We start from the raw sequence: 25,167 nt of genomic DNA on the forward strand, positions 1-25,167 counted from the left end.
CCGGTCTCAGTCGTGGCCCTCGGCTTCCCAGTTCAGCCGCTTGCGGTAGATCGTCGAGGCGCTGATACCGAGCAGGGCCGCGGCCCGCGGCACATGCCCGTCGCAGGCCGTGATCGCCGCCTCGATGGTTTCCTTCTCGACCATCCACAGCGGCCGCACCGGGGACGTCGCGCCGCTCGGCATGAGCGGCGGCAACTCGATCGGCCGGCTGGGCTGCGCCGCCGGGATCAGCGACCGCACCGGCGACGGCAGCATGGCCCGCGACACCCGGCCGCCATCGTGCAGCACGACGATGTTGCGGACCACGTTCTGCAGCTGGCGGACATTGCCCGGCCAGGCGTAGCGCTGCAGGTCCTCGGCCACCTCGATGTCGAAATCGCCGAAGGTCTTGCCCTCCTCCGCCGCATAGTCGTGCAGGAACTGCCGCGCGATCAGCAGCACGTCGTCCTCGCGCTCGCGCAGCGGCGGCAGGGTCACCGGGATGACCAGCAGGCGGTAGTAGAGATCCTCGCGGAAGCGGCCCCGCCGCACCTCCTCGGCCGGGTCGCGGTTGGTGGCGCAGACGATGCGCAGGTCGACCTTGCGGTCGCGGCTGCCGCCCACCGCCGTGACCTGCCCGGTCTGCAGGAAGCGCAGCAGCTTGGTCTGCAGCTCCGGCGGCAGCTCGCAGATCTCGTCCAGGAACAGGGTGCCGCCATCGGCCCGCACCGCGGCGCCCTCGCGGTCGGCCACCGCGCCGGTGAAGGCGCCCTTCACATGGCCGAAGATCTCGGATTCCATCAGGTCGCGCGGGATGGCGCCGCAGTTCAGGGCGATGAAGGGCTGGTCGCGGCGCGGGCTGCGGCGGTGGATCGCCTCGGCGCACAGCTCCTTGCCGGTGCCGCTCTCGCCGGTGATGAACACCGTGGCCTTGGAGGCCGCCGCCGAATCGATGATGCGGTAGACCGCCTGCATCGTCGGCGACCGGCCGATGAAGCCATAGTAGCGGTCGCGGCCGAGATCCTCGCGCCAGGCATCGACCTCGCGCTGCAGCCGCATCCGCTCCAGCGTGTTGCGCACGGTGACGGTCAGCCGGTCGCCGGGGAACGGCTTGACCAGGAAGTCGAAGGCGCCGAGCCGCATGGCATCGACCGCGGTGTTGACCGAGCCATGCGCGGTGATGACGATCGGCGCCACCGGGATCTGCTGGTCGCGGATGTGCTGCAGGATGTCCATGCCGTTCATGTCGGGCAGGTTGAGGTCGAGCAGCACGGTCGCATAGCGCCCTTGTGCCAGCGCCGCGAGCGCTTCGGCCCCGGTCTCGGCATGATCCACCGCGATGCCGACCTTCGACAGGGTCTCGATATAGAGCCGGGCCAGGGCCGGCATGTCCTCGACCAGGAGGACGGCCGCACGGTCGATCGTGGGCGTTTCGGCAATCGGAGCCATGGCTATATCGTGGCCCATGGGGGCATCCATCTTCAATACTATCCGCAAGAACAATTCAGTTTAACAGCAACGACGTTCCAAGCGTGCATCCATCGCGACGATGCCCCGAGACAGAAAGAATACCATGATAGGACCGAAAACGATTCTGATCGATGGAATTTGGAACCCGGCCGCGGATGGGCGGGTGATTCCGGTGATCGATCCGTCGACCGGGGCGGAGATCGACAGCCTGGCCCGCGGCGGCGCGGTCGAGATCGACGCCGCCGTGCGGGCCGCGCGGCGCACCTTCGACGAGGGCCCCTGGGGCCGGATGCCGGCGGTCGAGCGCGGCCGGATCCTGGCCCGGCTGGGCCGCGCCATCGAGGCCGATTTCGAGACGTTGTGGCGCCTGGAGGCCGCGGATGCCGGCAAGCCGGTGAAGCAGGCCAAGGCCGACATCACCGCCTGCGCCCGCTATTTCGAGTTCTATGGCGGCGCCTGCGACAAGCACCATGGCACCACCATCCCCTATCTCGACGGCTACACCGTGCTGACGGTGAAGGAGCCCTACGGCGTCACCGGCCACGTCATCCCGTGGAACTATCCGGCGCAGATCTTCGGCCGCACCATCGGCGGCGCCCTGGCCGCCGGCAATGCCTGTGTGCTGAAGCCGGCCGAGGATGCCTGCCTGACCCCGCTGCGCATCGCCCAGCTGGCGCTGGAGGCCGGGCTGCCGCCGGGCGTGCTGAACATCGTCACCGGGCTGGGGGCCGAGGCCGGGGCCGCGCTGGCGTCGCATCCCGGCATCGACCACATCAGCTTCACCGGCTCGCCCGCCACCGGCGCGGCGATCCAGGCCGCCGCGGCCGCGTTCAACCGGCCGGTGACGATGGAGCTGGGGGGCAAGTCGCCGCAGCTGGTGTTCGACGATGCCGATGCCGAGGCCGCCCTGCCCTTCGTCACCGCGGCGATCGTGCAGAATGCCGGCCAGACCTGTTCGGCCGGCAGCCGCCTGCTGCTGCAGGATGGCATCGCCGATGACTTCCTCGACGCACTGGCCGGCCGCTTCCGGGCCCTGGAGACCGGCCCGTGGGACCGCGACCCGGATTGCGGCCCGCTGATCAGCGCCCGCCAGCGCGACCGGGTCCGCACCCATCTCGACCGCGCCCGGGCCGACGGGCTGCCGGTGCTGGCCGAGGGGCGGCTGAGCCCGAACGCCCCTTCCGGCGGCTTCTACCAGGTGCCGACGCTGGTCGGCGACGTGCCATCGAACCATCCGCTGGCGCAGGAGGAGGTGTTCGGCCCGGTCATGGCGGTGCTGCGCTTCCGCGACGAGGAGGAGGCGATCCGCCTGGCCAACGGCACCGAATTCGGCCTGGTCGCCGGGGTCTGGACCCGCGACGGCGCCCGCCAGATGCGCTGCGCCCGCCGCGTCCGCGCCGGCCAGGTCTTCGTCAACAACTACGGCGCCGGCGGCGGGGTGGAGCTGCCCTTCGGCGGCATGAAGCGCTCCGGCTTCGGCCGCGAGAAGGCGATGGAAGGGCTGGACCATTTCAGCGTGACCAAGACCATCGCGGTCCGGCACGGGTAAGCCGGGGCTACTCCCCCGGCTCGGTGATCGCCGGGCCGGGCTGGCGCCGCCGTGGCGCCAGCGCCTTGGCCAGCCGGCGGAAGCCCTCGATCTGGTGCCTGATGTAGCCGAGCCCGGCCCAGCGGGCGTCGGCGGCGCGGATGCCGGTGGGCGGGAAGTCCGGGTCCACCCGGCGGGTGCCGAACAGCACGTCCCAGACCGGCAGAATCACCGCGAAGTTGCAGCCATGGGCGCGGGCCGAGGCGGCACCGTCGGCATGGTCCAGCGCGTGGTGCACCCGGTGGAAATGTGGGCTGACCAGCAGCCAGGAGCCGAACCGGCCGAAGCCGAGCCGGACATTGGCGTGCGACAGGCTTTCGACCAGCCGCAGCACGATGACGATGATCGGGAACTGCGCCGGCTCGACCCCGATCAGCAGGGCGATGGCGCCGAGCCACACCGCCTGCAGCACGTCGTCGAGGATGTGGTTGCGGTCGTCGCTCCACAGCGTCATCTGGCGCTGGTCGTGATGCAGGCTGTGCAGCGCCCACCACCAGCGCAGCCGGTGCTGCAGCCGGTGCCGCCAGTATTCCGCGAAATCCAGGATCACCAGGTAGATCGCCAGGGTCAGCAGCGGCCAGTCGGCCAGCGCCGGGACGTACTGGTCGATCGCCTCGGGCAGGATGCCGCGGAACATCAGCGCCCGGTCGATGGCGTAGCCGGCCGGCGTCAGGAGGACGAAGACGATCAGCGGCACCAGGCCGAGGCGGTGGACCAGGGTGTAGGTGACGTCGGTGCGGATCGCCTTGCGGTCGGCCCGCGGCTCGACCGGCCGCCACAGCTCCAGCGGGCGGCAGATGACATAGGCGGCGATCACGGCGACGCCGCCGAACATCGCCACCCACATCCAGTCGAACACGTCCTCGGCATAGTCCATCAGGCCGAGGGCGTAGAGCAGCGGCTCGATCGCCGTTTCGAAGATCCAGCCCTGCAGCAGTCCGAGCTGGTGCAGCAGATCGTCGATCATCGCCCCGGTCCCTGCCCTGTGCCCCCGCGCCTACGGCACATCATGCGCCGGCGCCGGCGGCGCGTCATTCTCTGCCGCCTGCGGCGGCTCGTCATGGATGTAGATCCCGTGCGGCGAGCGCCCGACCGGAATGGTGCCCTTCAGCGACCCCGACGCCAGGTCGATGACATCGACCTGGGACCGCCAGCGGCCGGTGGCCCACAGCTCGGTGCCGCCCGCCGAGAACGCCATATCGTCGGGCCCACCCGGCGCGGTCAGGGTGCGGGTGACGGCGAGCGTCGCGGGGTCGAGCACCGAGATGGTGTTGGCGACGCGGTTGCTGACGTACAGCGCCTTGCCGTCCGGCGCCGCCAGGAAGTTGTGCGCGCCCCTGCCGGTCTCGATGGTGCGGATGACATGGCCGTCGGCCGGGTCGATCTCGGCGACATGGTTCGACCCCATGATCCCGACCACCAGGGTCCCCGCCGGGGTCATCCAGATCCCGGCGGGCTGCGGCCCGACCGGCTGGGTCCAGGCCACGGCGCCGGTGGCGAGGTCGATGGCGGCGACGCTGTCGGTCGCCTGCAGGGTGATGAAGACCCGGCTGCTGTCGGGCAGGAAGGCGATGTGGCTGGGCATCCGCGGCAGTGACAGCCGGTGCGCCAGGGTGAAATCGGCGGCGTTGTAGATGTCCACCCGGTCGAGCCGGTCGGAGGTGGTGACGAACCATTTGGCGTCGGGGCTGAAGCCGACCTGGTAGGGGTCGCTGATTTTCGGCAGGCGACGGCGGATCGCGCCGGTCGCCGGGTCGACGAACACCAGCTCGTTGCCGCCGGCATTGGCGACGATCAGGTCCTGCCCGTCCGGCGTCAGCATCAGATGATGCGGCGCCCGGCCGATCGGTCCGCGCGACAGCTCCTTGAGGTCGGTGCCGCTGATCACGCTCATGGTGTCGTCGTCGGAGTTCAGCACGATCACGGTGTTGGCCATCGCCGACACCGGCACTGCGACCGCAATCATCAAAGCCCAAAGGCGCAGCACGACATTCCTCCAGCACGACAGGCGCCGCCAAGCGCGGCGGCGACCTGTCCTGGATGTAGGCCACCGCGCGGCCGGACGCGATGCCGAAAAGCATTACAAAAAGGCAATGCGGCGAGTCGGAACCTTGGATTCCGGCGGTGGAAGATCCGCGCCCGGGTCATACCTCCTCGGCGGACATTCGCCTGCTGCCCCGGCGGCCCTGCCCCTATAGTCCGGCCATTCGATCCCCCGGGCAGCCCCGGGACCGGCGTCGCAGGCCAGGATTTCGGGCCATCGCCCCCGCGGCGCGACCACCACACGATCCGAAACAAGCGAGAAGGGACTGGCATGCGGCTCGAAGGCAAGGTGGCCATCGTCACCGGCGCGGCGTCGGGGTTCGGCAAGGGCATCGCCGAGCGCTTCGTGCGGGAAGGCGCCAGCGTGCTGATCGCCGACCTGTCGGCCGAGGCCGGTGAGGCGGTGGCCGCGGCGCTGAACGCGGAACGGCCGGACGCCGCCCGCTTCGTCCGCACCGACGTGTCCCGCGACGCCGACACCGCCGTCGCCATCGCCACCGCGATCGAGGCCTTCGGCGGCCTGGACATCGTGGTCAACAACGCCGGCTACACCCATCGCAACAAACCGATGGCCGAGGTCACCGAGGACGAGTTCGACCGCATCTTCGCCGTCAACGTGAAGTCGATCTTCCTGTCGGTCCGCCACGCCGCGCCGCATCTGGCGGCCAAGGGCGGGTCGATCCTCAACATCGCCTCCACGGCCGGGCTGCGGCCGCGGCCGGGCCTGACCTGGTACAACTCCTCCAAGGGCGCCGTGATCACCGCCACCAAGTCGATGGCGGTCGAGCTGGCGCCGAAGCAGATCCGGGTCAACTGCCTGTGCCCGGTGCTGGGCCAGACCGGCATGACCTCGACCTTCCTGGGCGAGGACACGCCGGAGCGTCGGGCCCAGTTCCTGGCGACCATCCCGCTGGGCCGCATGAGCACGCCCGAGGACATCGCCAATGCGGCGCTGTACCTGTCCTCCGACGAAGCCTCGATGATCACCGGCGTGGCGCTGGAAGTCGACGGCGGCCGCTGCATCTGAGGATCCGGCACAGCGCGGGCTTGCTTGCCGGACGGGATCACCGCACCCTCCGCACCACGGATCGCAGCAAGGGGGCGATGAACATGCCAGCAATGGCCGGGTTGCCGGCGGCGCGCCATCCGACTAGGAAGGCGCGATGACGACCCTCGCTTCCGACTCGCGCGACGGCCAATCGCTCGCCCCCAAGCTGCTCGGCGTCATCGGCGTCGTCTATGGCGACATCGGCACCAGCCCGCTCTACACCATCCGCGAATGCTTCACCCATCCGGGCGCCCCAGGCGTCACGGAGGGTGCGGTGCTGGGCGTGCTGTCGCTGATCTTCTGGGCGCTGACGCTGATCATCACGATCAAGTACATCTCCTTCGTGATGCGCGCCGACAACCGCGGCGAGGGCGGCGTGCTGGCCCTGACCGCGCTGGCCTTCCGCTCGCGCAAGGGCGCCAAGCGCGGCCAGCTGATCGTCATGCTGGGCATCATCGGCGCGGCGCTGTTCTACGGCGACGGCGTGATCACCCCGGCGATCTCGGTGCTCAGCGCGGTCGAGGGGCTGAAGATCGCGACACCGGTGTTCGACCCCTACATCATCCCGTTGACCCTGGTGATCCTGACCCTGCTGTTCATGGTCCAGGCGCATGGCACCGCCAAGGTCGGCCGGGCCTTCGGTCCGATCATGTGCATCTGGTTCCTGACCATCGGCGTGCTCGGCGCGGCGCAGATCGTGAACCGGCCCGACGTCATCGCCGCGATCTGGCCGAACCATGCGGTGGAGCTGTTCTTCACCCATCCCTGGGCGGCGGTGGTGGTGCTGGGGTCGGTGGTGCTGGCGGTGACCGGCGGCGAGGCGCTGTACGCCGACATGGGGCATTTCGGCCGCGGCCCGATCCGCGTCGCCTGGCTCGGTTTCGTCTGGCCGGCCCTGCTGCTGAACTATTTCGGCCAGGGGGCGCTGCTGCTGGAGAATCCGGGCGCGATCGAATCACCCTTCTACCTGATGGCCCCGTCCTGGGGCCTGTATCCGATGGTGATCCTGTCGACCATCGCCACCGTGATCGCGGCCCAGGCCGTGATCTCCGGCGCCTTCTCGATCAGCCAGCAGGCGGCGCAGCTGGGCTACATGCCGCGGCTGGAGGTGCGCCACACCTCGGCCGAGGAGAAGGGCCAGATCTACATCTCGCGGGTCAACTGGTCGCTGTACCTCGCGGTGGTGGTGCTGGTGGTCGGCTTCGGCTCCTCCAGCGCCCTGGCCGGGGCCTATGGCATCGCCGTGACCGGCACCATGGCGGTGACCAGCGTGCTGGCCTATCTGGTGGCCCGTCACCGCTGGGGCTGGAGCCGCTGGACCGCGCTGCCGCTGTTCGCCCTGTTCCTGTTCATCGACGTGGTGCTGTTCGGCGCCAACACCATCAAGCTGTTCCATGGCGGCTGGTTCCCGCTGGTGCTGGCGGTGTGGCTGACGACGATGATGTGGGTGTGGCGCAAGGGCCGCGAGATCCTGTTCCGCCGCCGCTACCGCGACGCCATCCCGCTGTCGACCTTCGTCGAGGGCAAGATGTACAAGCGGGCGCACCGGGTGCCCGGCACCGGCATCTTCATGACCGGCAATGTCGGCGTGGTGCCCTTCGCCCTGCTGCACAACCTGAAGCACAACAAGATCATCCACGAGCGGGTGGTGCTGCTGAAGGTCGAGACCACCGACGAGCCGCGGGTGGACGACGAGCAGCGCATCGAGATCAAGGACCTGGGCGACGGCTTCTACACCATCATCGTGCGCTACGGCTTCCAGCAGCAGCCCGACGTGCCCCGGGCGCTCGCCGCCTGCGCCGGCAAGGGCCTGGGCTTCAACATGGCCGACACCTCGTTCTTCATGAGCCGGGAATACTTCGTGCCGTCGTCGCGGCCGGAGCTGCCGCCGTGGCAGGAATGGCTGTTCATCCTGATGTCGAACAACGCCCTGAGCGCCACCGAGTTCTTCCGCATCCCGGCCAACCGGGCGGTGGAGCTGGGCTCGCATCTCGAGATCTGAGAGCCCGTCCGGGAGGGCCCTGCCGCAAACCGGCCGGGGTGCGGCGCGGCCTCGATTGACACCCGCCCGCGGCCCCGCTTTAGTCCCCCGGCGCCCAGTTGACGCCTGCCCAATCGACGCCTGACGGGAGTGACGGGATGAAGAAGGTCTATCCGGATGCGACGGCGGCGCTGGCCGGCGTGCTCCGCGACGGGATGATGATCATGGCCGGCGGCTTCGGCCTGTCGGGCATTCCGGAGAAGCTGATCGACGCGATCGCCGACAGCGGCGTCACCGGGCTGACCGTGATCTCCAACAATTGCGGCATCGACGGCGCCGGCCTGGGCAAGCTGCTCGAGCGCGGCCAGATCAAGAAGATGATCTCGTCCTATGTCGGCGAAAACAAGCTGTTCGCCCAGCAGTACCTGTCCGGCGCGCTGGAGCTGGAGTTCAACCCGCAGGGCACGCTGGCCGAGCGCATCCGCGCCGGCGGCGCCGGCATCCCCGCCTTCTTCACCAAGACCGGCGTCGGCACCATCGTTGCCGAGGGCAAGGAGGTGCGCGAGTTCGACGGCGCCCAGTATGTGATGGAGCGCGGGCTGTTCGCCGACCTGGCCATCGTCAAGGCCTGGAAGGGCGACACCGAGGGCAACCTGATCTACCGGAAGACGGCGCGGAACTTCAACCCGATGATGGCCACCGCAGCCAAGGTGACGGTCGCCGAGGTCGAGGAGCTGGTCGATGTCGGCGGGCTGGACCCGAACCAGATCCACACCCCCGGCATCTATGTGAAGCGCATTCTCGAGGGCAAGAACTACGAGAAGCGCATCGAGCAGCGGACCACCCGGCCGCGCGCCGCCTGAACCCAGGGAGAGCATCATGGCCTGGACCCGTGAGCAGATGGCCGCCCGCGCCGCCCGCGAGCTGGAGGACGGCTTCTACGTCAACCTCGGCATCGGCATCCCGACGCTGGTGGCGAACTACATCCCCGACGGCATCACCGTGGCGCTGCAGAGCGAGAACGGCATGCTGGGCATGGGCCCCTTCCCCTATGAGGGCGAGGAGGACGCGGACCTGATCAACGCCGGCAAGCAGACGATCACCGAGCTGCCGCAGTCGAGCTATTTCAGCTCGGCCGACAGCTTCGCCATGATCCGCGGCGGGCACATCGACCTGTCGATCCTCGGCGCCATGCAGGTGTCGAAGGAGGGCGACCTCGCCAACTGGATGATCCCCGGCAAGATGGTGAAGGGGATGGGCGGGGCGATGGACCTGGTCGCCGGCGTCAAGCGCGTCGTCGTGATCATGGAGCACAACGCCAAGGACGGCACGCCGAAGCTGCTGAACGCCTGCGACCTGCCGCTGACCGGCAAGGCCGTGGTCGACCTCGTCATCACCGAGCTCGGCGTGTTCGAGATCGGGCCGCAGGGCCTGACCCTGACCGAGGTCGCCGACGGCGTCACCGTCGACGAGATCCGGGCCAAGACCGAAGCTCCCTTCGCCACCCGGCTCTGATCTCTTCCGCCGGCGCCCCGGGCGCCGGCCGCTGGAGCCTGCGATGGACGAGACGGGTGCGGGGCCGCTGGCCGGCCACGACCGCTACGACTACAGCGCGATCGTCCACCGGCCCGGCTATGCCTGGCCGAACGGCACCCGTCTCGCCGTCTATCTCGGCCTCAACCTCGAGCATTTCGCCTTCGGCGAGGGCCTGGGCGCCGAGCTGGCGCCCGCCGGGCCGCAGCCCGACGTGCTGAACTACGCCTGGCGCGACTACGGCAACCGGGTCGGCGCCTGGCGGCTGCTGGAGCTGTTCGACCGCCTGGCCCTGCCCTGCTCGCTGATCGTCAACGCCGCGGTCTACGACCATTGCCCGGAGCTGCCGGCCGCCTTCCAGGCCCGCGGCGACGAGATCGTCGGCCATGGCCATAGCAATGCCGAGCGCCAGGGCGCCCTGGCCGAGCCCGAGGAGGCGGCACTGATCCGCCGCGCCACCGACGCCATCGCCCGCCATGCCGGGGCGCCGCCGCAGGGCTGGCTGGGGCCGTGGATCTCGCAGAGCCACCGGACGCCGGACCTGCTGCAGGAGGCCGGCTATTCCTATCTGCTGGACTGGTGCCATGACGACCAGCCGGTGTGGATGCGCACCCGGGTGGGGCGCATCCTGTCGGTGCCCTATCCGCAGGAGCTGAACGACATTCCGGCGATCGTGGCGCGCAAGATGAACGCCGACGCCTTCGCCGACATGGTGATCGGCAATTTCGACGAGATGCTGGAGCAGCAGGCGCGGGGCCAAGCCCTGGTGATGGGGGTGGCGCTGCATCCCTACATCGTCGGCCAGCCCTATCGGCTGCGCCAGCTGCGCCGCGCCCTGGCCCACATCGCCGCCCGGCGCGGCGACATCTGGATCACCACCGCCGGCGCCATCGCCGCCCATGCCGCCGCGCTGCCGGCGGGGACAGTGCCGGGCGATGTTCCGGCAGGCACGGCCACCAATCCGGCTGACTAGGTCGGACATAATGCGCTAGGGTCTCGGCCGCAGACGGGCGAAAGCGCCCCAGGATCGACACGGGAGAAGACGCAGATGGCATCGGAAACCAAGGTGGCCCTGATCACGGGCGCCGGATCGGGCGTCGGCCGGTCGGTGGCGCTGGCCTTCCTGAAGGATGGCTACACCGTCGTGCTGGCCGGCCGGCGGCAGGACGCGCTGGCCGGGACCATCCAGCAGTCGGGCGCGCCCGCGGACCGGACCCTGGCGGTGCCGACCGACGTCACCGACCCGAAGAGCGTCCGGGCGCTGTTCGACGCCACCAAGGCGAAGTTCGGGCGGCTGGACGTGCTGTTCAACAATGCCGGCGTCAATGCCCCCGGCGTGCCGTTGGAGGAGCTGACCTTCGAGCAGTGGACGGCGGTGGTCGACACCAACCTGACCGGGCCGTTCCTGTGCACCCAGGAAGCCTTCCGGATCATGAAGGACCAGGACCCGCGCGGCGGCCGCATCATCAACAACGGCTCGATCTCGGCCCATGTGCCGCGGCCGAACTCCGCCCCCTACACCTCGACCAAGCACGCCATCACCGGGCTGACCCGGTCGACCTCGCTGGACGGGCGGAAATACGGCATCGCCTGCGGCCAGGTCGATATCGGCAACGCAGCCACCGAGATGGCGTCGCGGATGGCCAAGGGCGTGCCCCAGGCCGATGGGTCGATCAAGCCCGAGCCGCTGATGGACGCGACCCATGTCGCCAGCACGGTGCTGGCCATGGCCAACCTGCCGCTGGACGCCAACATCCAGTTCGTGACCGTGATGGCCACCAACATGCCCTTCATCGGCCGCGGCTAAACCGGGGCGGCCGGGCGGTTCAAGCCGCCCCGGCCTCCCGGATATAGGGCGTGGTTGTGGTCAGCGCCCGGAAGCCGAGCCGTTCCAGGATCGGGCGGCTCTCGGACGAGGCGTCGACGGTGAGGAAGCGGAAGCCCCGCGCCTTGGCTTCGGCGGCGCGGCGGGCGACCAAAGCGCGGTAGATGCCGCGGCCGCGCCAATGCGGCCGGGTGGCGCCGCCCCACAGATCGGCAAAGCCGGTGCCGGGGTGGAAGCGCACCCAACCGGCCGAGACGCAATGACCATCGGCCATGGCGAGGTAGACCGACAGCCGGTCCGGCGCCGCCGCGATCTCCGCCCCCAGCACCTCCGACCGCCAGTCCTCGTCGGCGCCGTAGACCGCGGCCATCAGGTCGTCGATGGCGCCGAAGCGGACCGGGTCGACCACCCGCTCGATGGTGGCGCCCTGCGGCTCGACCGGCGGCGGCAATGCGCCGTCGAGGTCCAGGGCCACCACCGTCTCCAGCCCTTCCGGCACGAAGCCGGCGGCCTCGAGCCGACGGCCGAGATCGGCCGGCGCGTCGTGGCCGTACAGCTTCCACTCCAGCGCCCGGCCCTGGCCGGCGAAGAACGCGGCCTCACGCGCGATCACCGCGTCGGCGGAGGCGGCGTCGAGCCCGCTCCACAGGATGCAGTTGTCATATGCCCCCGTGTCCGGGCCGACGGAGCGCGTCACCTCGGCCAGTTGCTCGACCCGATAGGCCGGGTCGGGCGGGACCGGGGCGCGCCGCATCTCGGCGTCGAAGCGTCTCAGGATCTCGGCCTGGTCCATCTCGTCCTCGCTCGCTGCCGCCCGCGTCGATCCGTCAGGCTTGCCCCAGGCGCCCCTTATGGCTGATTTTGGCCCGGGGCGCGACCGCGCGCCCTGTCATGTTTGAGAATCGGCACGACCGCGGCCCTGTGGTGACGGAGATATCGTGAACGCGACCCTGTTTCTGGCCTGCGGCCTCGCCGGCTTCGCCTACGGCATCTCGCCGGGGCCGGCCGTGCTCGCCCTGTTCGGCATCTCCGCCGGCCAGGGACGGAAGGCCGGCGCCGTGTTCCTGAGCGGCCACCTGGTCGGCGACGCGCTGTGGTCGTCGCTGGCGCTGGTCGCGATCATCGGCGCCCAGGCGGTCGGGCCGGCGGTGTTCGACGCGCTCGGGCTGATCTGCGGCGCCTATCTGCTGTGGCTCGGCTGGGCCGCGGTCACGGTGCGCCGCCGCGCCGATGGCGGGGTCGACACCGTGGTGCGCCGGCCACTGCTGCGCGGCCTGGTGTTCGGCGTCACCAACCCGAAGGGCTATCCGGTGGCGGTCGCGACCTTCACCGCGCTGCTGACCAGCTACGCCGCCAGCCTGTCCTGGTCGTCCTTCCCGGCGCTGGTCTTCGCCGCCTGCCTGGGCGCCGTCTGCGCCTACGCCATCCTGGTCGCCGTCACCGGTGCTGCGGCCGTGCGCGGCTTCTACCGCCGGCACGAGATCTGGTTCGTCCGCGCCTCGGGCCTGGTGTTCATCGGCTTCGCCCTGCACGCCCTGGTCCAGTCCGTCTCCGGCTTCGCCGTCCGGCGCAGCTGAGCCGCGACTTTCTTCCCCTTTCCGTGAGTCACCTGCCCCCTATGCCTTCGATCCTGACCATCGCCTTCGACGCCGACGACACCCTGTGGCACAGCGAATCGATCTTCGAGGAGACGCATGGCCGCCTGCGCGCCCTGCTCGCCCCCTGGGTCGAGGCCGAGGCGCTGGACCGCACCCTGCTCGACACCGAAGGCCGCAACCTCAAGACCTTCGGCTACGGGGTGAAGGGCTTCACCCTGTCGATGATCGAGACCGCGATCGACCTGACGCAGGGGCGCATCCCCGCGGCGGACATCCGCACCATCCTCGACCTCGGCAAGGCGATGATGGACCACCCGGTCGAGCTGCTGGACGGTGTGGTCGAGACCCTGGATGCGCTGGCGCCGGAGGCCGAGGCCGGGCGCATCCGGCTGATGGTGGTCACCAAGGGCGACCTGTTCCATCAGGAGAGCAAGGTGGCCAGATCCGGCCTCGCCGAGCGCTTCGAGCGGATTGAGATCGTGGCCGAGAAGGACGAGGCGACCTATCGCCGGATCCTGCAGCGCAGCGGCACCGCGCCGGAAGACTTTCTGATGATCGGCAATTCGATGCGGTCGGACATCTTGCCGGTGCTCGACCTCGGCGGCCGCGCCGTGCACATTCCCTACCGCATCACCTGGGCGCATGAAGCGGTCAGCCGGCCCGATATCGCCCCGCCCGGCTTCCACACCCTGGAGACCATCCGCGACGTGCCGGGCTTGGTGGCGAAGCTGGCCGGCTGATCATGTGGGCCGGCGCGGTATGACCATGTTGACCACCAGGACCTGCACCGGCTCGCCGGCTTGGTTCAGGGTGGTGATCCGGGCCTTGGCCATACCGCGGTCGGGACGCGACTGCGATGGTCGGATCTCCAGGATCTCGCTTTCGACCCGCAGCACGTCGCCCGGGCGCACCGGCCGCGGCCACCGCATCTCGTCCGATCCCGCCCCGATCAGGCCGCCCACCGGCAGGAACTCGCCGCCGACCAGCAGCTTCATGGTCAGGGCCGCGGTGTGCCAGCCGCTGGCGGCCAGGCCGCCGAACAGCGATGCCTTGGCCGCCGCCTCGTCGAGATGGAAGGGCTGCGGGTCGAATTCGGCGGCGAAGGCCTTGATCGCCTCGGTGGTGACCGCGACGGTGCCGGACCCGAAGCGCTGACCGACATGCAGGTCTTCGAGATACAGGCGGGCGGCGTCTTCGGACGGCATGGCGTGTCTCCTCGCAAGTTGCCTAGCATGGCCCGGCGGCGGCGATCGCGGAAGCCTCCTGCCATGGCGCCCGGCTCGATATGGATGTCGCAGGTGTCGACGGCACTGGCCCGGCCCGGCCCGATCGTCTACACCCGGCGGCATGACCGATCCCGGACTGGCCGCCCGCAAGGCGACCCTCGAACTTCTCCGTGCCGTGCTGTCGCAGAGGCGCCCGATCGACGAGGCCCTCGACGGCCATCTCGACCTGCGCGGGATGGAGCCGCGCGACCGCGCCTTCACCCGCCTGCTGCTGAGCACGACGCTGCGACGGCTGGGCCAGCTGGACGCGCTGATCGACGGCGCCCTGAAGTCGCCGCTGCCGCGCGCCGCCGCGACGGTGCGCGACGTGCTGCGGCTGGGATTGGCGCAGCGCCTGTTCCTGGCCACCCCGTCGCATGCCGCGGTCGACACCTCGGTCGAGCTGGCGGGGATCACCGGCTTCGCCGGCATGAAGGGGCTGGTCAACGCCGTGCTGCGCCGGCTGTCCGAGGACGGCCCGGCGCTGCTGACCGCGCAGGACGCGGCCAGGCTGAACACCCCGGCCTGGCTGTGGTCGCGCCTGACCGAGGCCTATGGCGCCGAGACCGCCGCCGCCATCGCCGCGGCGCATCTGCACGAGGCGCCGCTGGACCTGTCGGTCAAGGCCGACCCCGAGGTCTGGGCCCCGCAATTGGAGGCCCGGCTGCTGCCGAGCGGCACGCTGCGGCGCGAGGCCGGCGGCCTGGTGCCGGAGCTGCCCGGATTTGCCGAGGGCGCCTGGTGGGTGCAGGACGCCGCCGCCGCCCTGCCCGCCAGGCTGTTCGGCCCGGTTGCCGGCAAGCGGGTGCTCGACCTGTGCGCCGCGCCCGGCGGCAAGACCGCCCAGCTGGTCGCCGCAGGTGCGGACGTCACCGCGCTGGACCGCTCGACCCGGCGGCTGGCCCGCGTCGCCGAGAACCTCGAACGCCTCGGCCTGCCCGCCACCATGAAGACCGCGGATGCCGAGACCTTCACCGCGGCCGAGCCCTATGACGCGGTGCTGCTGGACGCGCCCTGCAGCGCCACCGGCACCATCCGGCGGCACCCCGACGTGCCCTATCTCAAAGGCCCGGACGACGTCGCCAAGCTGATCGGGGCCCAGTCCCGCCTGCTGCGCCATGCGGTCGAGCTGGTGCGGCCCGGCGGCATCCTGGTGTGGTGCACCTGCTCGCTGCTGCCCGAGGAGGGCGAGACCCAGATCGACCGGCTGCTGGCGACCGACGACCGCATGGTCCGGCTGCCGGTGACGCCGACCGAGGTCGGCGGGTCGGACGAGGTGCTGACCCCGGCCGGCGACGTCCGCAGCCTGCCCTGCCACTGGCCCGACCTCGGCGGCCTCGACGGCTTCCACATCGCCCGGCTGCAACGCCGCGGCTGAGGCCGTCGGCACGCCGCACTGACCTTTCGATGCATTAATCATACAAAAGGGATTGCACTCGAGCGCGCGCTCTTTCACAGTTCCGCCCGAACGAGCCGGGACCCTGCGGGGCAACCCGGGACCAGGGAGGACCGAAGCGGATGGCGCTTCTGGAGCTACGCGACATCACCAAGCATTTCGGGGCGATCCACGCCCTGAACGGCGTCAGTTGGACGGTCGAGCCCGGCGAGGTGGTCGGGCTGATGGGCGACAACGGCGCCGGCAAATCCACCCTGGTCAAGGTGATGGCCGGCAATTTCCCGCCGACCGCTGGCGAGATGCTGCTGGACGGCAAGCCGGTGCATTTCCACAAGCCGGTCGACGCGCGCCATGCCGGGATCGAAGTGGTCTACCAGGACCTCGCCATCGCCGACAATCTGACCGCCGCCGCCAATGTCTTCCTCGGCCGCGAGCTGAAGAAGGGCCCCTGGCCCTTCCGGCGGCTTGACCACGGCACCATGAACCGGCGGGCCCAGGCGCTGTTCGCCGAGCTGAAGTCCGAGACCCGGTCGAACGATCTGGTCCGGCTGATGTCGGGCGGCCAGCGCCAGGCGGTGGCGATCGCCCGCACCCGGCTGGCCAACGCCAAGCTGATCCTGATGGACGAGCCGACGGCGGCGATCAGCGTGCGCCAGGTGCATGAGGTGCTGGAGCTGATCCGCCGGCTGCGCGACAGCGGCATCGCGGTGATGCTGATCAGTCACCGCATGCCCGACGTGTTCGACGTCTGCGACCGGGTGATCGTGATGCGCCGCGGCCGCAAGGTCGCCGACAAGCGGATCGCGTCCAGTTCGCCGGAAGAGGTGACCGGGCTGATCACCGGCGCGTTGGAGGCGGCGTGATGGCGACGACCACGACCAGCCCGATGGGCTTCGAGAACGTCCGCCAGCCGGGCCCGCTGCACCGCATCCTGTCGTCCCAGATCACCTATGTCCTGGCGGCGCTGGTGATCCTGATGATCGTGATGACCATCGGGTCGGACAAGTTCCTGACCGAGCGCAACCTGCAGAACGTCGCCCAGAACTTCTCCTACATCGCCATTGCCGCGCTGGGCCAGACGCTGGTGATCATCCTGGCCGGCATCGACCTGTCGGTCGGGTCGGTGATGGCGGTCGGCGCCGTCGCCACCAGCCTGGCGATGGACGGCAGCGCCGATTGGGGGGTCTTCATCGACTGGCCCGGCCTGGCCCTGGCCTTCGCCGTGCTGGCAGGGGTGGCCGCCGGCGGGTTCGTCGGGCTGATCAACGGCATCCTGATCGCCCGGCTGGGCCTGTCGCCCTTCGTCACCACGCTCGGCATGCTCAGCGTCTGCCGCAGCCTGGTCTATGTCGTCACCCAGGGTCGCGGGTCGCCCACCGCAGGTCCGGCCAAGGACCTGTTCCGGACGCTGGGCAACGAACCGATCCTCGGCGCGGTGCCGCCGTCGCTGATCTACATGGTGGCGCTGGCGCTGATGATCTGGTTCCTGCTGCGCCACATGCAATGGGGCCGGCACGTCTTCGCCATCGGCGGCAACGAGCGGGCGGCGGCGCTGACCGGCGTGCCGGTCGAGCGCATCAAGATCTCGGTCTACGTGTTCTGCGGCGCGCTGGCCGGCTTCACCGGGGTGCTTCTGCTGTCCTGGCTCGGCTCCGCCCCCGCCAACACCGCCGTCGGCTATGAGCTGCGGGTGATCGCCGCCTCGGTGATCGGCGGCGCCAACCTGACCGGCGGCATCGGCGGCCCGCTGGGCGCCGTCACCGGCGCGGCGCTGATCGAGGTGATCCGCAACGGCCTGATTCTGAGCGGGGTGCAGCCCTACTGGCAGGATTTCTTCGTCGGCGTGTTCATCATCCTGGCGGTCCTGCTCGACCGCATCCGATCCAAGCGGGCGGGCTGACGCCCCGCCCGTCCGTTCCGACAACAAGCATTCAACCTGGGAGGACGACATTATGAAGAAGCTTCTTTTGGCGGCGGTGGCATTGGGCGCACTGGCGGCGATGACCGGCGGCGCGAACGCGGCGGACAAGCTGCGCTTCGCCCTGGTGCCGAAGGCCATGAACAACCCCTATTTCGACCTGTCGCGCGACGGCTGCATGGAAGCCGCCAAGAAGCTCGACATCGAATGCGTCTATATCGGCCCGGTCGAGCATGAGCCGGCCAGCGAGGCGCAGATCGTGCAGGACCTGATCACCCAGGGCATCGACGGGCTGGCGATCTCGGTCGCCGATGTCGACGCGCTGACCAACGTGATCAACCAGGCGGTCGCGGCCGGCATCCCGACCATCACCTTCGACGCCGACGCGCCGGGGTCGAAGCGCCAGGCCTTCGTCGGCACCGACAACTACGCCATGGGCAAGGCGATCGGCGAGATGGCGGCCAAGCTGCACCCGAAGGGCGGCACCTTCGCCCTGGTCTCGGGCGGCCCGGCCGCGGCCAATCTGAACGACCGCGTCCGCGGCACCATCGACGGGCTGGGCGCCGGCTGGACCCAGGTCGCCGGGTCGCCGCTGTACTGCAACGACGACGCGGCGCTGGCCGTGCAGCAGCTGCAGGACACGCTGACCGCGCATCCCGACATCGACGCCCTGCTGCCGGTCGGCGGCTGGCCGCTGTTCGTGCCGGACGCCTTCCGCAACTTCGCCGAGCCGATCAAGGCCAAGCTGGCGTCGAAGGAGGTCGTGCTGGTCTCGGCCGACACGCTGAAGACCGAGCTGGAGCTGCTGCGCGACGGCTACGCCAACGCCCTGATCGGCCAGCAGCCGCATGAGATGGGCGCGCTGGCGATGGAGACGCTGTTCAAGCTGAAGAAGGGCGAGAAGGTGCAGGAGATCACCTATGTCGGCCTCGACGTCGTGACCCCCGACAACGTCAAGGAATTCCTCGCCAAGGCCAAGTAGGCCGCGGTCGGACGGGGCCGGGCGCAGCTGCGCGCCGGCCCCGGTTTCCTGCCCCCGGCCTCGTCATGGTTGTGACGGGCCCGGTCCCTTGTTATTCAGGGACGATCATGGTCAAACCCGTCCTGATCGCCCCCTCGATCCTCTCCGCCGATTTCGCCCGCTTGGGCGAGGAAGCCCGCGCCATGACCGAGGCCGGGGCCGACTGGCTCCACCTCGACATCATGGATGGGCATTTCGTGCCCAACATCACCTTCGGCCCGGCCGTGGTGAAGGCGCTGCGGCCCTGGTCCGCCCTGCCCTTCGACGTGCATCTGATGATCGGCCCCGCCGACCCCTACATCCCGGCCTTCGCCGAGGCCGGGGCGGACCGCATCAGCTTCCACCCCGAGGCCGGCCCCCACCCGCACCGCACCGTCCAGCTGATCCGCTCGCTCGGCAAGGCGCCGGGCGTGGTGCTGAGCCCCGGCACGCCCATCGCCATGGTCGAGGAGCTGCTGGGCGACATCGACCTGGTGCTGGTGATGACGGTCAATCCCGGCTTCGGCGGGCAGAGCTTCATCGAGAGCCAGGTCGACAAGGTCGCCCGGCTGCGCGCGATGATCGACAAGGCGGGCCTGGACGTGCGGATCGAGATCGACGGCGGGGTGACGCCGGAGACCGCGCCGCGTGTGGTCGCCGCCGGCGCCGACACCCTGGTCGCCGGCACCGCGGCATTCCGCGGCGGGCCCGCGGCCTACGCCGCCAACATCGCCGCCATCCGCGGCAACGGCTGATACATGCGGAGCCCGCGCACCCTCACCCGCAACGTCCACGACCAGCTGACGCGGATCGCCTATTCAAATCCGCTCTACTCCGTGGCGCTCGGGCGCAAGGGACCGCGCGACCTGCTGATGGTGCCGCCCGACCCCTGGCCGGGCGACGCCGAGCGCGGTGCGGCCCTGATCGCCGGGGTCTACCGGCTGGGCGGCCAGACCTACGAGGCGGCGGCGGCGGCGCCGTGGGAGCCGTTCGGCGCCGACCCCAGCTTCACCGAGGCGCTGCACGGCTTCGAATGGCTGCGCGACCTGCGCGCCGCCGGCGGCGACCAGGCCCGGCGCCAGGCCCGGCGGCTGATCGACCATTGGATCGAGCGCTACGACCGCTGGCATCCGCTGATGTGGCGGCCGGACATCCTGGGGCTGCGCATCGCCAGCTGGCTGGGCGCCCATGATTTCTTCTGCGCCAGCGCCGACGACGATTTCCGCGCCCGCGTCTTCGCCAGCCTGTCGCGACAGCTGCGCCATTTGACCCGCGTCGCCGACGGCGACCCGCTGGACCCGCGCCAGATCCAGACGGTGAAGGGGCTGGTCTACGGCGCCGTCGCCCTGCCGCAGGGCCGCGCGCGGCTGGACCTGGCCCAGCGCATCCTGGGCAAATGCCTGCCGCGCCAGGTGCTGCCGGATGGCGGGCACATCCAGCGCAACCCGTCGATCCACCTGACCATGCTGCGCCACCTGATCGACATCCGCGCCGCCTTCCGCGCCGCCCAGAGCCATGTGCCGGACGCGCTGCACCTGGCGATCGACCGGATGGCGCCGGCGCTGCGCCTGTTCCGCCACGGCGACGGCGGCTTCGCCCTGTTCAACGATGCGCAGGAGGGCGAGCCGGTGCTGATCGACGCCGTCCTGGCCCAGGCCGATTCCAAGAACCGGGCGCCGAAGAGCGCGCGGCACAGCGGCTTCGAACGCGCCATGGCTGGCCGCACCCTGCTGCTGATGGATGTCGGCGCCCCGCCGCCCGCCGGGCTGGACGGCGGCAGCCATGCCGGGCTGCTGAGCTTCGAGCTGTCGGTCGGTCGCGAGCGCATGATCGTCAATTGCGGCGCCTGGACCGGCCGCGGCACGCCCGAGGACAGCGCCTGGCACACCGCGCTGCGCGGCACGCCGGCGCATTCCACCCTGTCGGTCGCCGGCCGCGATTCCGCCGAGATCCTGCGCGACGGCGGCATCGGCAAGCGACCGCGCGACATCGAGATCGACCGCCAGGAGACGCCGCAGTCGATCCTGATCGACGCCTGGCATGACGGCTATCGCGAGGCCATGGGCCTGATCCACCGCCGCCGGCTGGAGCTGTCGGCCAATGGCGACGAGCTGCGCGGCGAGGACATCCTGTTCGCCGAGAACGAGACTTCGCGCGGCCTGCCCTTCGCCATCCGCTTCCACCTGCACCCGGCGCTGCAGCTGTCGCCGGTGCAGGGCGGCAGCTCGGTGATCATCCGGCTGCCCGGCGGCGACGGCTGGCGGCTGCGCGGCTATGGCGGCGAGGTGGCGCTGGAGGAAGGCGTCTATGCCGGCCGCGGCCCCGACCGCCGCAAGACCACCCAGGTGGTGATCTGGGGCGAGGTCGGGCCCGAGAGCACCGGCGTGCAGTGGATCCTGCGCCGCGAGCGGCGTTTAGCTTAGCCCCTAAGCCACGCGCGGGTCGACATCCCTCCCCGTCGGGTCTAAAGACGGGCGCATCCCGTTCAGGAGCCGTCCGATGATGACCGAAGCCGCCCTTCCGATCCGCCGCGCGCTGATCTCCGTCTCCGACAAGGCAGGCATCGTCGAGTTCGCCCGGTTCCTGGCCGACCGCGGCGTCGAGATCCTGTCGACCGGCGGCTCCTACAAGGCGATGGCCGACGCCGGCATCCCGGTCAAGGAGGTCTCGGCCCACACCGGCTTCCCCGAGATCATGGACGGCCGGGTCAAGACCCTGCACCCCAAGATCCATGGCGGCCTGCTGGCCCGGCGCGACAGCGACGAGCATCTGGAGGCGATGACCGATTACGGCATCGCCCCGATCGACCTGCTGGTGTCGAACCTGTACCCGTTCGAGGCGACGATCGCGCGCGGCGCCAGCTTCGACGACGGCATCGAGAACATCGACATCGGCGGCCCGGCCATGACCCGCGCCGCGGCCAAGAACCACGCCTTCGTCGCCGTCGTCACCTCGCCGGTCGACTACGAGCCGCTGCGGCTGGAGATCGCGTCCAACGGCGGCACGCTGGGCGCCACCCGCCGCCGCCTGGCCGCGGCCGCCTTCGCCCGCACCGCCGCCTATGACGCCGCCATCGCCAGCTGGTTCGCCGAGGTCGAGGGCGAGACCTTCCCGCCGCGGCTGTCGCTGTCGGGCAAGCTGGCCGAGACCCTGCGCTACGGCGAGAACCCGCACCAGGCCGCCGCCCTGTACCTGACCGGCACGCCGGTGCCCGGCCCGGCCACGGCCGAGCAGCTGCAGGGCAAGGAGCTGAGCTACAACAACATCCTGGACGCCGACGCGGCGTTCGAGGCGGTGTCGGAATTCGCCGAGCCGGCGGTGGTCATCGTCAAGCACGCCAACCCCTGTGGCGTCGCCGTCGCCGCAACGCTGGGCGAGGCCTATGCCAAGGCGCTGATCTGCGACCCGGTCAGCGCCTTCGGCGGCATCATCGCTGCCAACCGGCCGATCGACGGCGCCACGGCCCAGGCCATCACCGCGCTGTTCGCCGAGGTGGTGATCGCCCCGGAGATCACGCCGGAAGCGGCCGCCGTGTTCGCGGCCAAGGCCAATCTGCGGGTGCTGAAGACCGGGGGCATGCAGGACCCGAAGCAGCGCCGCCGCATCCTGCGCAGCGTCGCCGGCGGCTTCCTGACCCAGACCCGCGACGACGCGGCCCCGGCGGCGTCGGAGCTGAAGGTGGTGACCCGCAAGGCGCCGACCGCGGCGCAGATCGACGACCTGCTGTTCGCCACCCAGGTGGCCAAGCATGTCCGGTCCAACGCCATCGTCTTCGCCAAGGGCCGCATCACCGTCGGCATCGGCGCCGGGCAGATGAGTCGGGTGGACAGCGTCAAGATCGCGGTGGCCAAGGCGGCCGAGGCGGCGACGGCGGCCGGCGAGACCGGGTCTCGCATCGCCGGGTCGGTGGCGGCGTCGGAGGCCTTCTTCCCCTTCGCCGACGGGCTGGTGGCCCTGGTCGAGGCCGGCGCCACCGCGGTGATCCAGCCCGGCGGGTCGATGCGCGACCGCGAGGTGATCGACGCCGCGGACCAGGCAGGCATCGCCATGGTGTTCACCGGCCGCCGGCACTTCCGGCACTGAGGCGCGAGCCGGCGTCCAGCGCGCCGCCGATCGCCATGGTCTGGCAGCTGGCCTTCAGCACCGTGTGGCCGAGCACGATGAAGTTGATCGTCGGCGCCAGCACCACATAGATCCCGATGCCGACGACCGAGAGCAGGTTGGCGCCCGGCCGCGGCAGGCGCGTCCGCCACACCTCCAGCCATTCGAAGATGCTCGGCAGCAGCAGCGCGACGAAGAAGACCAGATTGATGAGCGTGAGCAGGATCGCCGGCCCCAGCACATCGGCCAGGCGCAGGCGGCTGTCGAGCGTGACCCCGGCGACGCTGATGGACGAGGCCCAGCTGCGGAACTCCCGCACCCAGTACCACACCAGCGCGATGCCCAGCGTCGGTGCGGCCAGCAGCAGGGCCAGGATCCAGGGCCAGATCAGCGTCACCCCCCACGCCTCCATGCGGAACGGCACGGTGCCGTAGCGCGCGTGGTTGACGATCGTCCGGGCCTGCCAGGTCCGCAGCAGCGGCAGGCAGATGCCGAGCGTCGCCAGCGCCAGCAGCGAATAGCCGACGCTGCCCAGGATGAAGCTGCCGGCATCGCCGTCCAGGCCGAAGCGGATGCCGCGCCACAGCGTGCGCGACAGCCGGTAGCGCGTGGCGAAATAGACCGCCGCGACAGCAAGCACCAAGAGGACCAGATAGAAGGCCAGCTGAGCCAGCTGCGCGCCGGTCTCGGACTCCGTCCGCAGGCTCAGCCAGATCACCGCCGCCAGCGGCAGGCCGACGCCGATCAGCACGGCGATGGCCTTGAGGAAGCCGAAGACGAGCTCCGTGCCGGTGCCGGTGTATTCGAAGGGCTCGCCGTCGACGCTGACGGCTGCCCAGACCGCCCGCCGGATCTGCGTCCGCCCCCAGAAATTGTAGAGGCCCAGCGTCACCAGCGACAGCAGCACCGTCTTCAGGAACAGGCCACCGATCCCGAACCGGCTGCCGTCATAGCCCACCCGCCCCGTCCGGGGCGCCGCATCCGCAATCGGCATCTGGACATGCCCCCCTGTCCTTGCCGACCACAGTCCTGGAAGCGGGCAGGCCTGTCAAACCGTCGGTCTCACCCCCGCGCCGTCTCCCGCACCGTCGCCACGATCAGCCCGCCGAGGGCGAACAGGACGATCACCGTCGCCATGCCGGCGCGCTGGCTGGCGAAGGCGGCGGTGACGGCGGCGAACAGCCAGGGGCCGACGAAGCCGGTGGCGCGGCCGGTCAGGCCATAGAGGCCATAGGCCTCGCCCTCGCCGCCGGGGGGCGCCAGCCGGCCCATCAGGGTGCGGCTGGCCGCCTGGGCCGGCCCCAGGAACAGGCCCAGTGCCAGGGCCAGGCCGATGAACCAGAGCGGGTCGGTGACCAGGATGATCGGGATGCCGATGGCGACGAGGGCGACGATCGAGACCAGGATCGTCGGCTTCGACCCCAGCGCATCGTCGGCCCAGGCGGCCAGGATGGCGCCGATGCCGGAGGTGACGTTGAGGCCGATCGCGAACAGCACCAGCTGGCCGAAATCGAGCCCCAGCGTCCCGGCGGCGTAGATGCCGCCGAAGGCGAACAGCAGATTGAAGCCTTCGCGATAGACCGCGCTGCCGACCAGGAAGCGCACCAAATTGCCCTGCTGCGGCAGCGATTTCAGGGTGCGTCCCAGATCGGCCAGGCCGCGGCGGACCGCGGTGCCGATCGGGGCGCCGCCGGCACGCTCGCGCACCAGCAGCAGCAGCGGCAGGGCGAAGACCACCCACCACAGCGCCACCAGCGGCCCGGTGGCGCGCGGCCCGGCGGAGTCCACCCCCGGCAGCGGCAGCAGCGGCGCCGCCCCGCCGAAGCCGATCAGCCCGAACAGGGCGATGACCAGGCAGAACAGCCCGCCGAAATAGCCGAGCCCCCAGCCCCAGCCGGAGACGCGGCCGAGCATCCCGGGCGGCGCCACGTCGATCAGCAACGCGTTGTAGAAGACGTAGGACAGTTCGAAGGCGATGGTGGCGATGCCGACCAGGACCATCGTCGGCACGATCGAGGACGGGTCCGGCGCCATGAACCAGAGCAGCGCGGTCGGCACCACGGCCACGGCGACGCAGATGGCCAGCCAGGCCTTGCGCCGCCCGCCATGGTCGGCGACGGCGCCCAGCACCGGGCTGAGCAGGGCGATGGCGATGCCGGCCGTGCCGATGGTGACGCCCCACAGGGCCGCACCCCGGTCGGCGTCGCCGACGATGCCCTTGGTGAAATAGACCGAGAACACGAAGGTGCCGATGACCGTGTTGAAGGCGCTCATCGCCCAGTCGTAGAGGCACCAACCCCAGATCGCGGACCGCGACGTGGCCGGCGCGGCAGCGGGGACGGCGTCAGCGGTCACTTGGAAATTCCTCGGCGACGGAAAGTCCGGAGTCCGGAATCAGCGGCGGCAAGCAATCCTGGTCCCC

The 25,167-nt window shown here is 70.4% G+C and carries 23 protein-coding genes; 16 read left to right on the plus strand and 7 right to left on the minus strand.

Features of this window, described 5'->3' with window-relative positions; genetic code table 11:
- Positions 1–6 precede the first annotated feature (6 nt).
- On the minus strand, positions 7–1,428 hold the full coding sequence (locus AB4112_RS20695) for a sigma-54-dependent transcriptional regulator (RefSeq protein ID WP_441722727.1): 1,422 nt from the start codon (positions 1,426–1,428) through the stop codon (positions 7–9).
- Between the two features lie 124 nt (positions 1,429–1,552).
- On the opposite strand from AB4112_RS20695, the gene AB4112_RS20700 reads away from it, so the two are divergent.
- A complete protein-coding gene (locus tag AB4112_RS20700) occupies positions 1,553–2,998 on the plus strand; it encodes an aldehyde dehydrogenase family protein (RefSeq protein ID WP_441722730.1) in 1,446 nt (481 codons plus the stop codon).
- Positions 2,999–3,005: 7 nt separating this feature from the next.
- Here the strand turns inward: AB4112_RS20700 and AB4112_RS20705 are convergent, their stop codons facing one another.
- Both AB4112_RS20705 and AB4112_RS20710 read right to left on the minus strand, forming a co-directional pair.
- The gene (locus AB4112_RS20705) at positions 3,006–4,004 is read right to left on the minus strand and encodes a sterol desaturase family protein (protein WP_309797289.1); all 999 of its coding nucleotides are present in this window, start codon (positions 4,002–4,004) and stop codon (positions 3,006–3,008) included.
- Between the two features lie 30 nt (positions 4,005–4,034).
- Entirely contained in the window at positions 4,035–5,024 is a 990-nt protein-coding gene (locus AB4112_RS20710; RefSeq protein WP_309797287.1) for a YncE family protein, read from the minus strand.
- 327 nt (positions 5,025–5,351) lie between these two features.
- Between AB4112_RS20710 and AB4112_RS20715 the strand changes: the two genes are divergently transcribed.
- The 6 genes from AB4112_RS20715 (at position 5,352) to AB4112_RS20740 (ending at position 11,449) form a co-directional block, all read left to right on the plus strand.
- The gene (locus AB4112_RS20715) at positions 5,352–6,107 is read left to right on the plus strand and encodes an SDR family oxidoreductase (RefSeq protein WP_309797285.1); all 756 of its coding nucleotides are present in this window, start codon (positions 5,352–5,354) and stop codon (positions 6,105–6,107) included.
- A gap of 136 nt (positions 6,108–6,243) precedes the next feature.
- A complete protein-coding gene (locus AB4112_RS20720; RefSeq protein ID WP_309797283.1) occupies positions 6,244–8,130 on the plus strand; it encodes a potassium transporter Kup in 1,887 nt (628 codons plus the stop codon).
- A gap of 137 nt (positions 8,131–8,267) precedes the next feature.
- A complete protein-coding gene (locus AB4112_RS20725) occupies positions 8,268–8,972 on the plus strand; it encodes a CoA transferase subunit A (protein WP_309797281.1) in 705 nt (234 codons plus the stop codon).
- A gap of 16 nt (positions 8,973–8,988) precedes the next feature.
- Positions 8,989–9,624 carry a CoA transferase subunit B gene (locus tag AB4112_RS20730; RefSeq protein WP_309797279.1) on the plus strand — a complete coding sequence of 212 codons (636 nt, stop codon included), beginning with the start codon at positions 8,989–8,991 and terminating at the stop codon, positions 9,622–9,624.
- 43 nt (positions 9,625–9,667) lie between these two features.
- Positions 9,668–10,615: a polysaccharide deacetylase family protein gene (locus AB4112_RS20735; protein WP_309797277.1), complete on the plus strand. Its 948-nt coding sequence runs from the start codon at positions 9,668–9,670 to the stop codon at positions 10,613–10,615.
- Positions 10,616–10,690: 75 nt separating this feature from the next.
- Entirely contained in the window at positions 10,691–11,449 is a 759-nt protein-coding gene (locus tag AB4112_RS20740) for an SDR family oxidoreductase (protein WP_441722736.1), read from the plus strand.
- A 19-nt stretch (positions 11,450–11,468) separates the two neighbouring features.
- Here the strand turns inward: AB4112_RS20740 and AB4112_RS20745 are convergent, their stop codons facing one another.
- Positions 11,469–12,260, minus strand: a complete 792-nt coding sequence (locus AB4112_RS20745) for a GNAT family N-acetyltransferase (protein WP_309797273.1) — start codon at positions 12,258–12,260, stop codon at positions 11,469–11,471.
- 145 nt (positions 12,261–12,405) lie between these two features.
- Here AB4112_RS20745 and AB4112_RS20750 point away from each other — a divergent pair, with 145 nt between their 5' ends.
- Both AB4112_RS20750 and AB4112_RS20755 read left to right on the plus strand, forming a co-directional pair.
- A complete protein-coding gene (locus AB4112_RS20750; RefSeq protein ID WP_309797271.1) occupies positions 12,406–13,044 on the plus strand; it encodes a LysE family translocator in 639 nt (212 codons plus the stop codon).
- Between the two features lie 41 nt (positions 13,045–13,085).
- Entirely contained in the window at positions 13,086–13,805 is a 720-nt protein-coding gene (locus AB4112_RS20755) for an HAD family hydrolase (protein ID WP_309797269.1), read from the plus strand.
- Here AB4112_RS20755 and AB4112_RS20760 read toward each other — a convergent pair whose 3' ends face one another.
- On the minus strand, positions 13,806–14,270 hold the full coding sequence (locus AB4112_RS20760; protein WP_309797267.1) for a MaoC family dehydratase: 465 nt from the start codon (positions 14,268–14,270) through the stop codon (positions 13,806–13,808).
- 142 nt (positions 14,271–14,412) lie between these two features.
- On the opposite strand from AB4112_RS20760, the gene AB4112_RS20765 reads away from it, so the two are divergent.
- The 7 genes from AB4112_RS20765 to purH all read left to right on the plus strand — a co-directional run bounded on the left by AB4112_RS20765 (position 14,413) and on the right by purH (position 22,727).
- Positions 14,413–15,708 carry an RsmB/NOP family class I SAM-dependent RNA methyltransferase gene (locus tag AB4112_RS20765; RefSeq protein ID WP_309797265.1) on the plus strand — a complete coding sequence of 432 codons (1,296 nt, stop codon included), beginning with the start codon at positions 14,413–14,415 and terminating at the stop codon, positions 15,706–15,708.
- Between the two features lie 140 nt (positions 15,709–15,848).
- Positions 15,849–16,589 (plus strand): ATP-binding cassette domain-containing protein, encoded by a 741-nt coding sequence (locus AB4112_RS20770; RefSeq protein ID WP_441722743.1) that lies wholly within the window; start codon positions 15,849–15,851, stop codon positions 16,587–16,589.
- Positions 16,589–17,626, plus strand: a complete 1,038-nt coding sequence (locus AB4112_RS20775; protein ID WP_309797261.1) for an ABC transporter permease — start codon at positions 16,589–16,591, stop codon at positions 17,624–17,626. The genes AB4112_RS20770 and AB4112_RS20775 overlap by 1 nt, the downstream gene beginning before the upstream one ends.
- A 52-nt stretch (positions 17,627–17,678) precedes the next feature.
- Positions 17,679–18,626 carry a sugar-binding protein gene (locus AB4112_RS20780; protein ID WP_309797259.1) on the plus strand — a complete coding sequence of 316 codons (948 nt, stop codon included), beginning with the start codon at positions 17,679–17,681 and terminating at the stop codon, positions 18,624–18,626.
- 107 nt (positions 18,627–18,733) lie between these two features.
- Positions 18,734–19,399, plus strand: coding sequence for a ribulose-phosphate 3-epimerase (gene rpe, locus AB4112_RS20785; protein WP_441722748.1), 666 nt, complete (start codon positions 18,734–18,736; stop codon positions 19,397–19,399).
- Positions 19,400–19,402: 3 nt separating this feature from the next.
- Positions 19,403–21,067 carry a heparinase II/III family protein gene (locus AB4112_RS20790; RefSeq protein ID WP_441722751.1) on the plus strand — a complete coding sequence of 555 codons (1,665 nt, stop codon included), beginning with the start codon at positions 19,403–19,405 and terminating at the stop codon, positions 21,065–21,067.
- 79 nt (positions 21,068–21,146) lie between these two features.
- Entirely contained in the window at positions 21,147–22,727 is a 1,581-nt protein-coding gene (purH, locus tag AB4112_RS20795; protein WP_441722853.1) for a bifunctional phosphoribosylaminoimidazolecarboxamide formyltransferase/IMP cyclohydrolase, read from the plus strand.
- Here the strand turns inward: purH and AB4112_RS20800 are convergent.
- On the minus strand, positions 22,699–23,739 hold the full coding sequence (locus tag AB4112_RS20800) for a DUF898 family protein (RefSeq protein WP_441722754.1): 1,041 nt from the start codon (positions 23,737–23,739) through the stop codon (positions 22,699–22,701). The two genes, purH and AB4112_RS20800, sit on opposite strands and share 29 nt — an antisense overlap.
- Before the next feature lie 68 nt (positions 23,740–23,807).
- Positions 23,808–25,100, minus strand: coding sequence for an MFS transporter (locus AB4112_RS20805; RefSeq protein WP_441722756.1), 1,293 nt, complete (start codon positions 25,098–25,100; stop codon positions 23,808–23,810).
- Between the last annotated feature and the right edge of the window lie 67 nt (positions 25,101–25,167).

Origin of the sequence: Inquilinus sp. 2KB_23 (assembly GCF_052115705.1) — a bacterium.
Lineage (GTDB): Bacteria > Pseudomonadota > Alphaproteobacteria > DSM-16000 > Inquilinaceae > Inquilinus > Inquilinus ginsengisoli_A.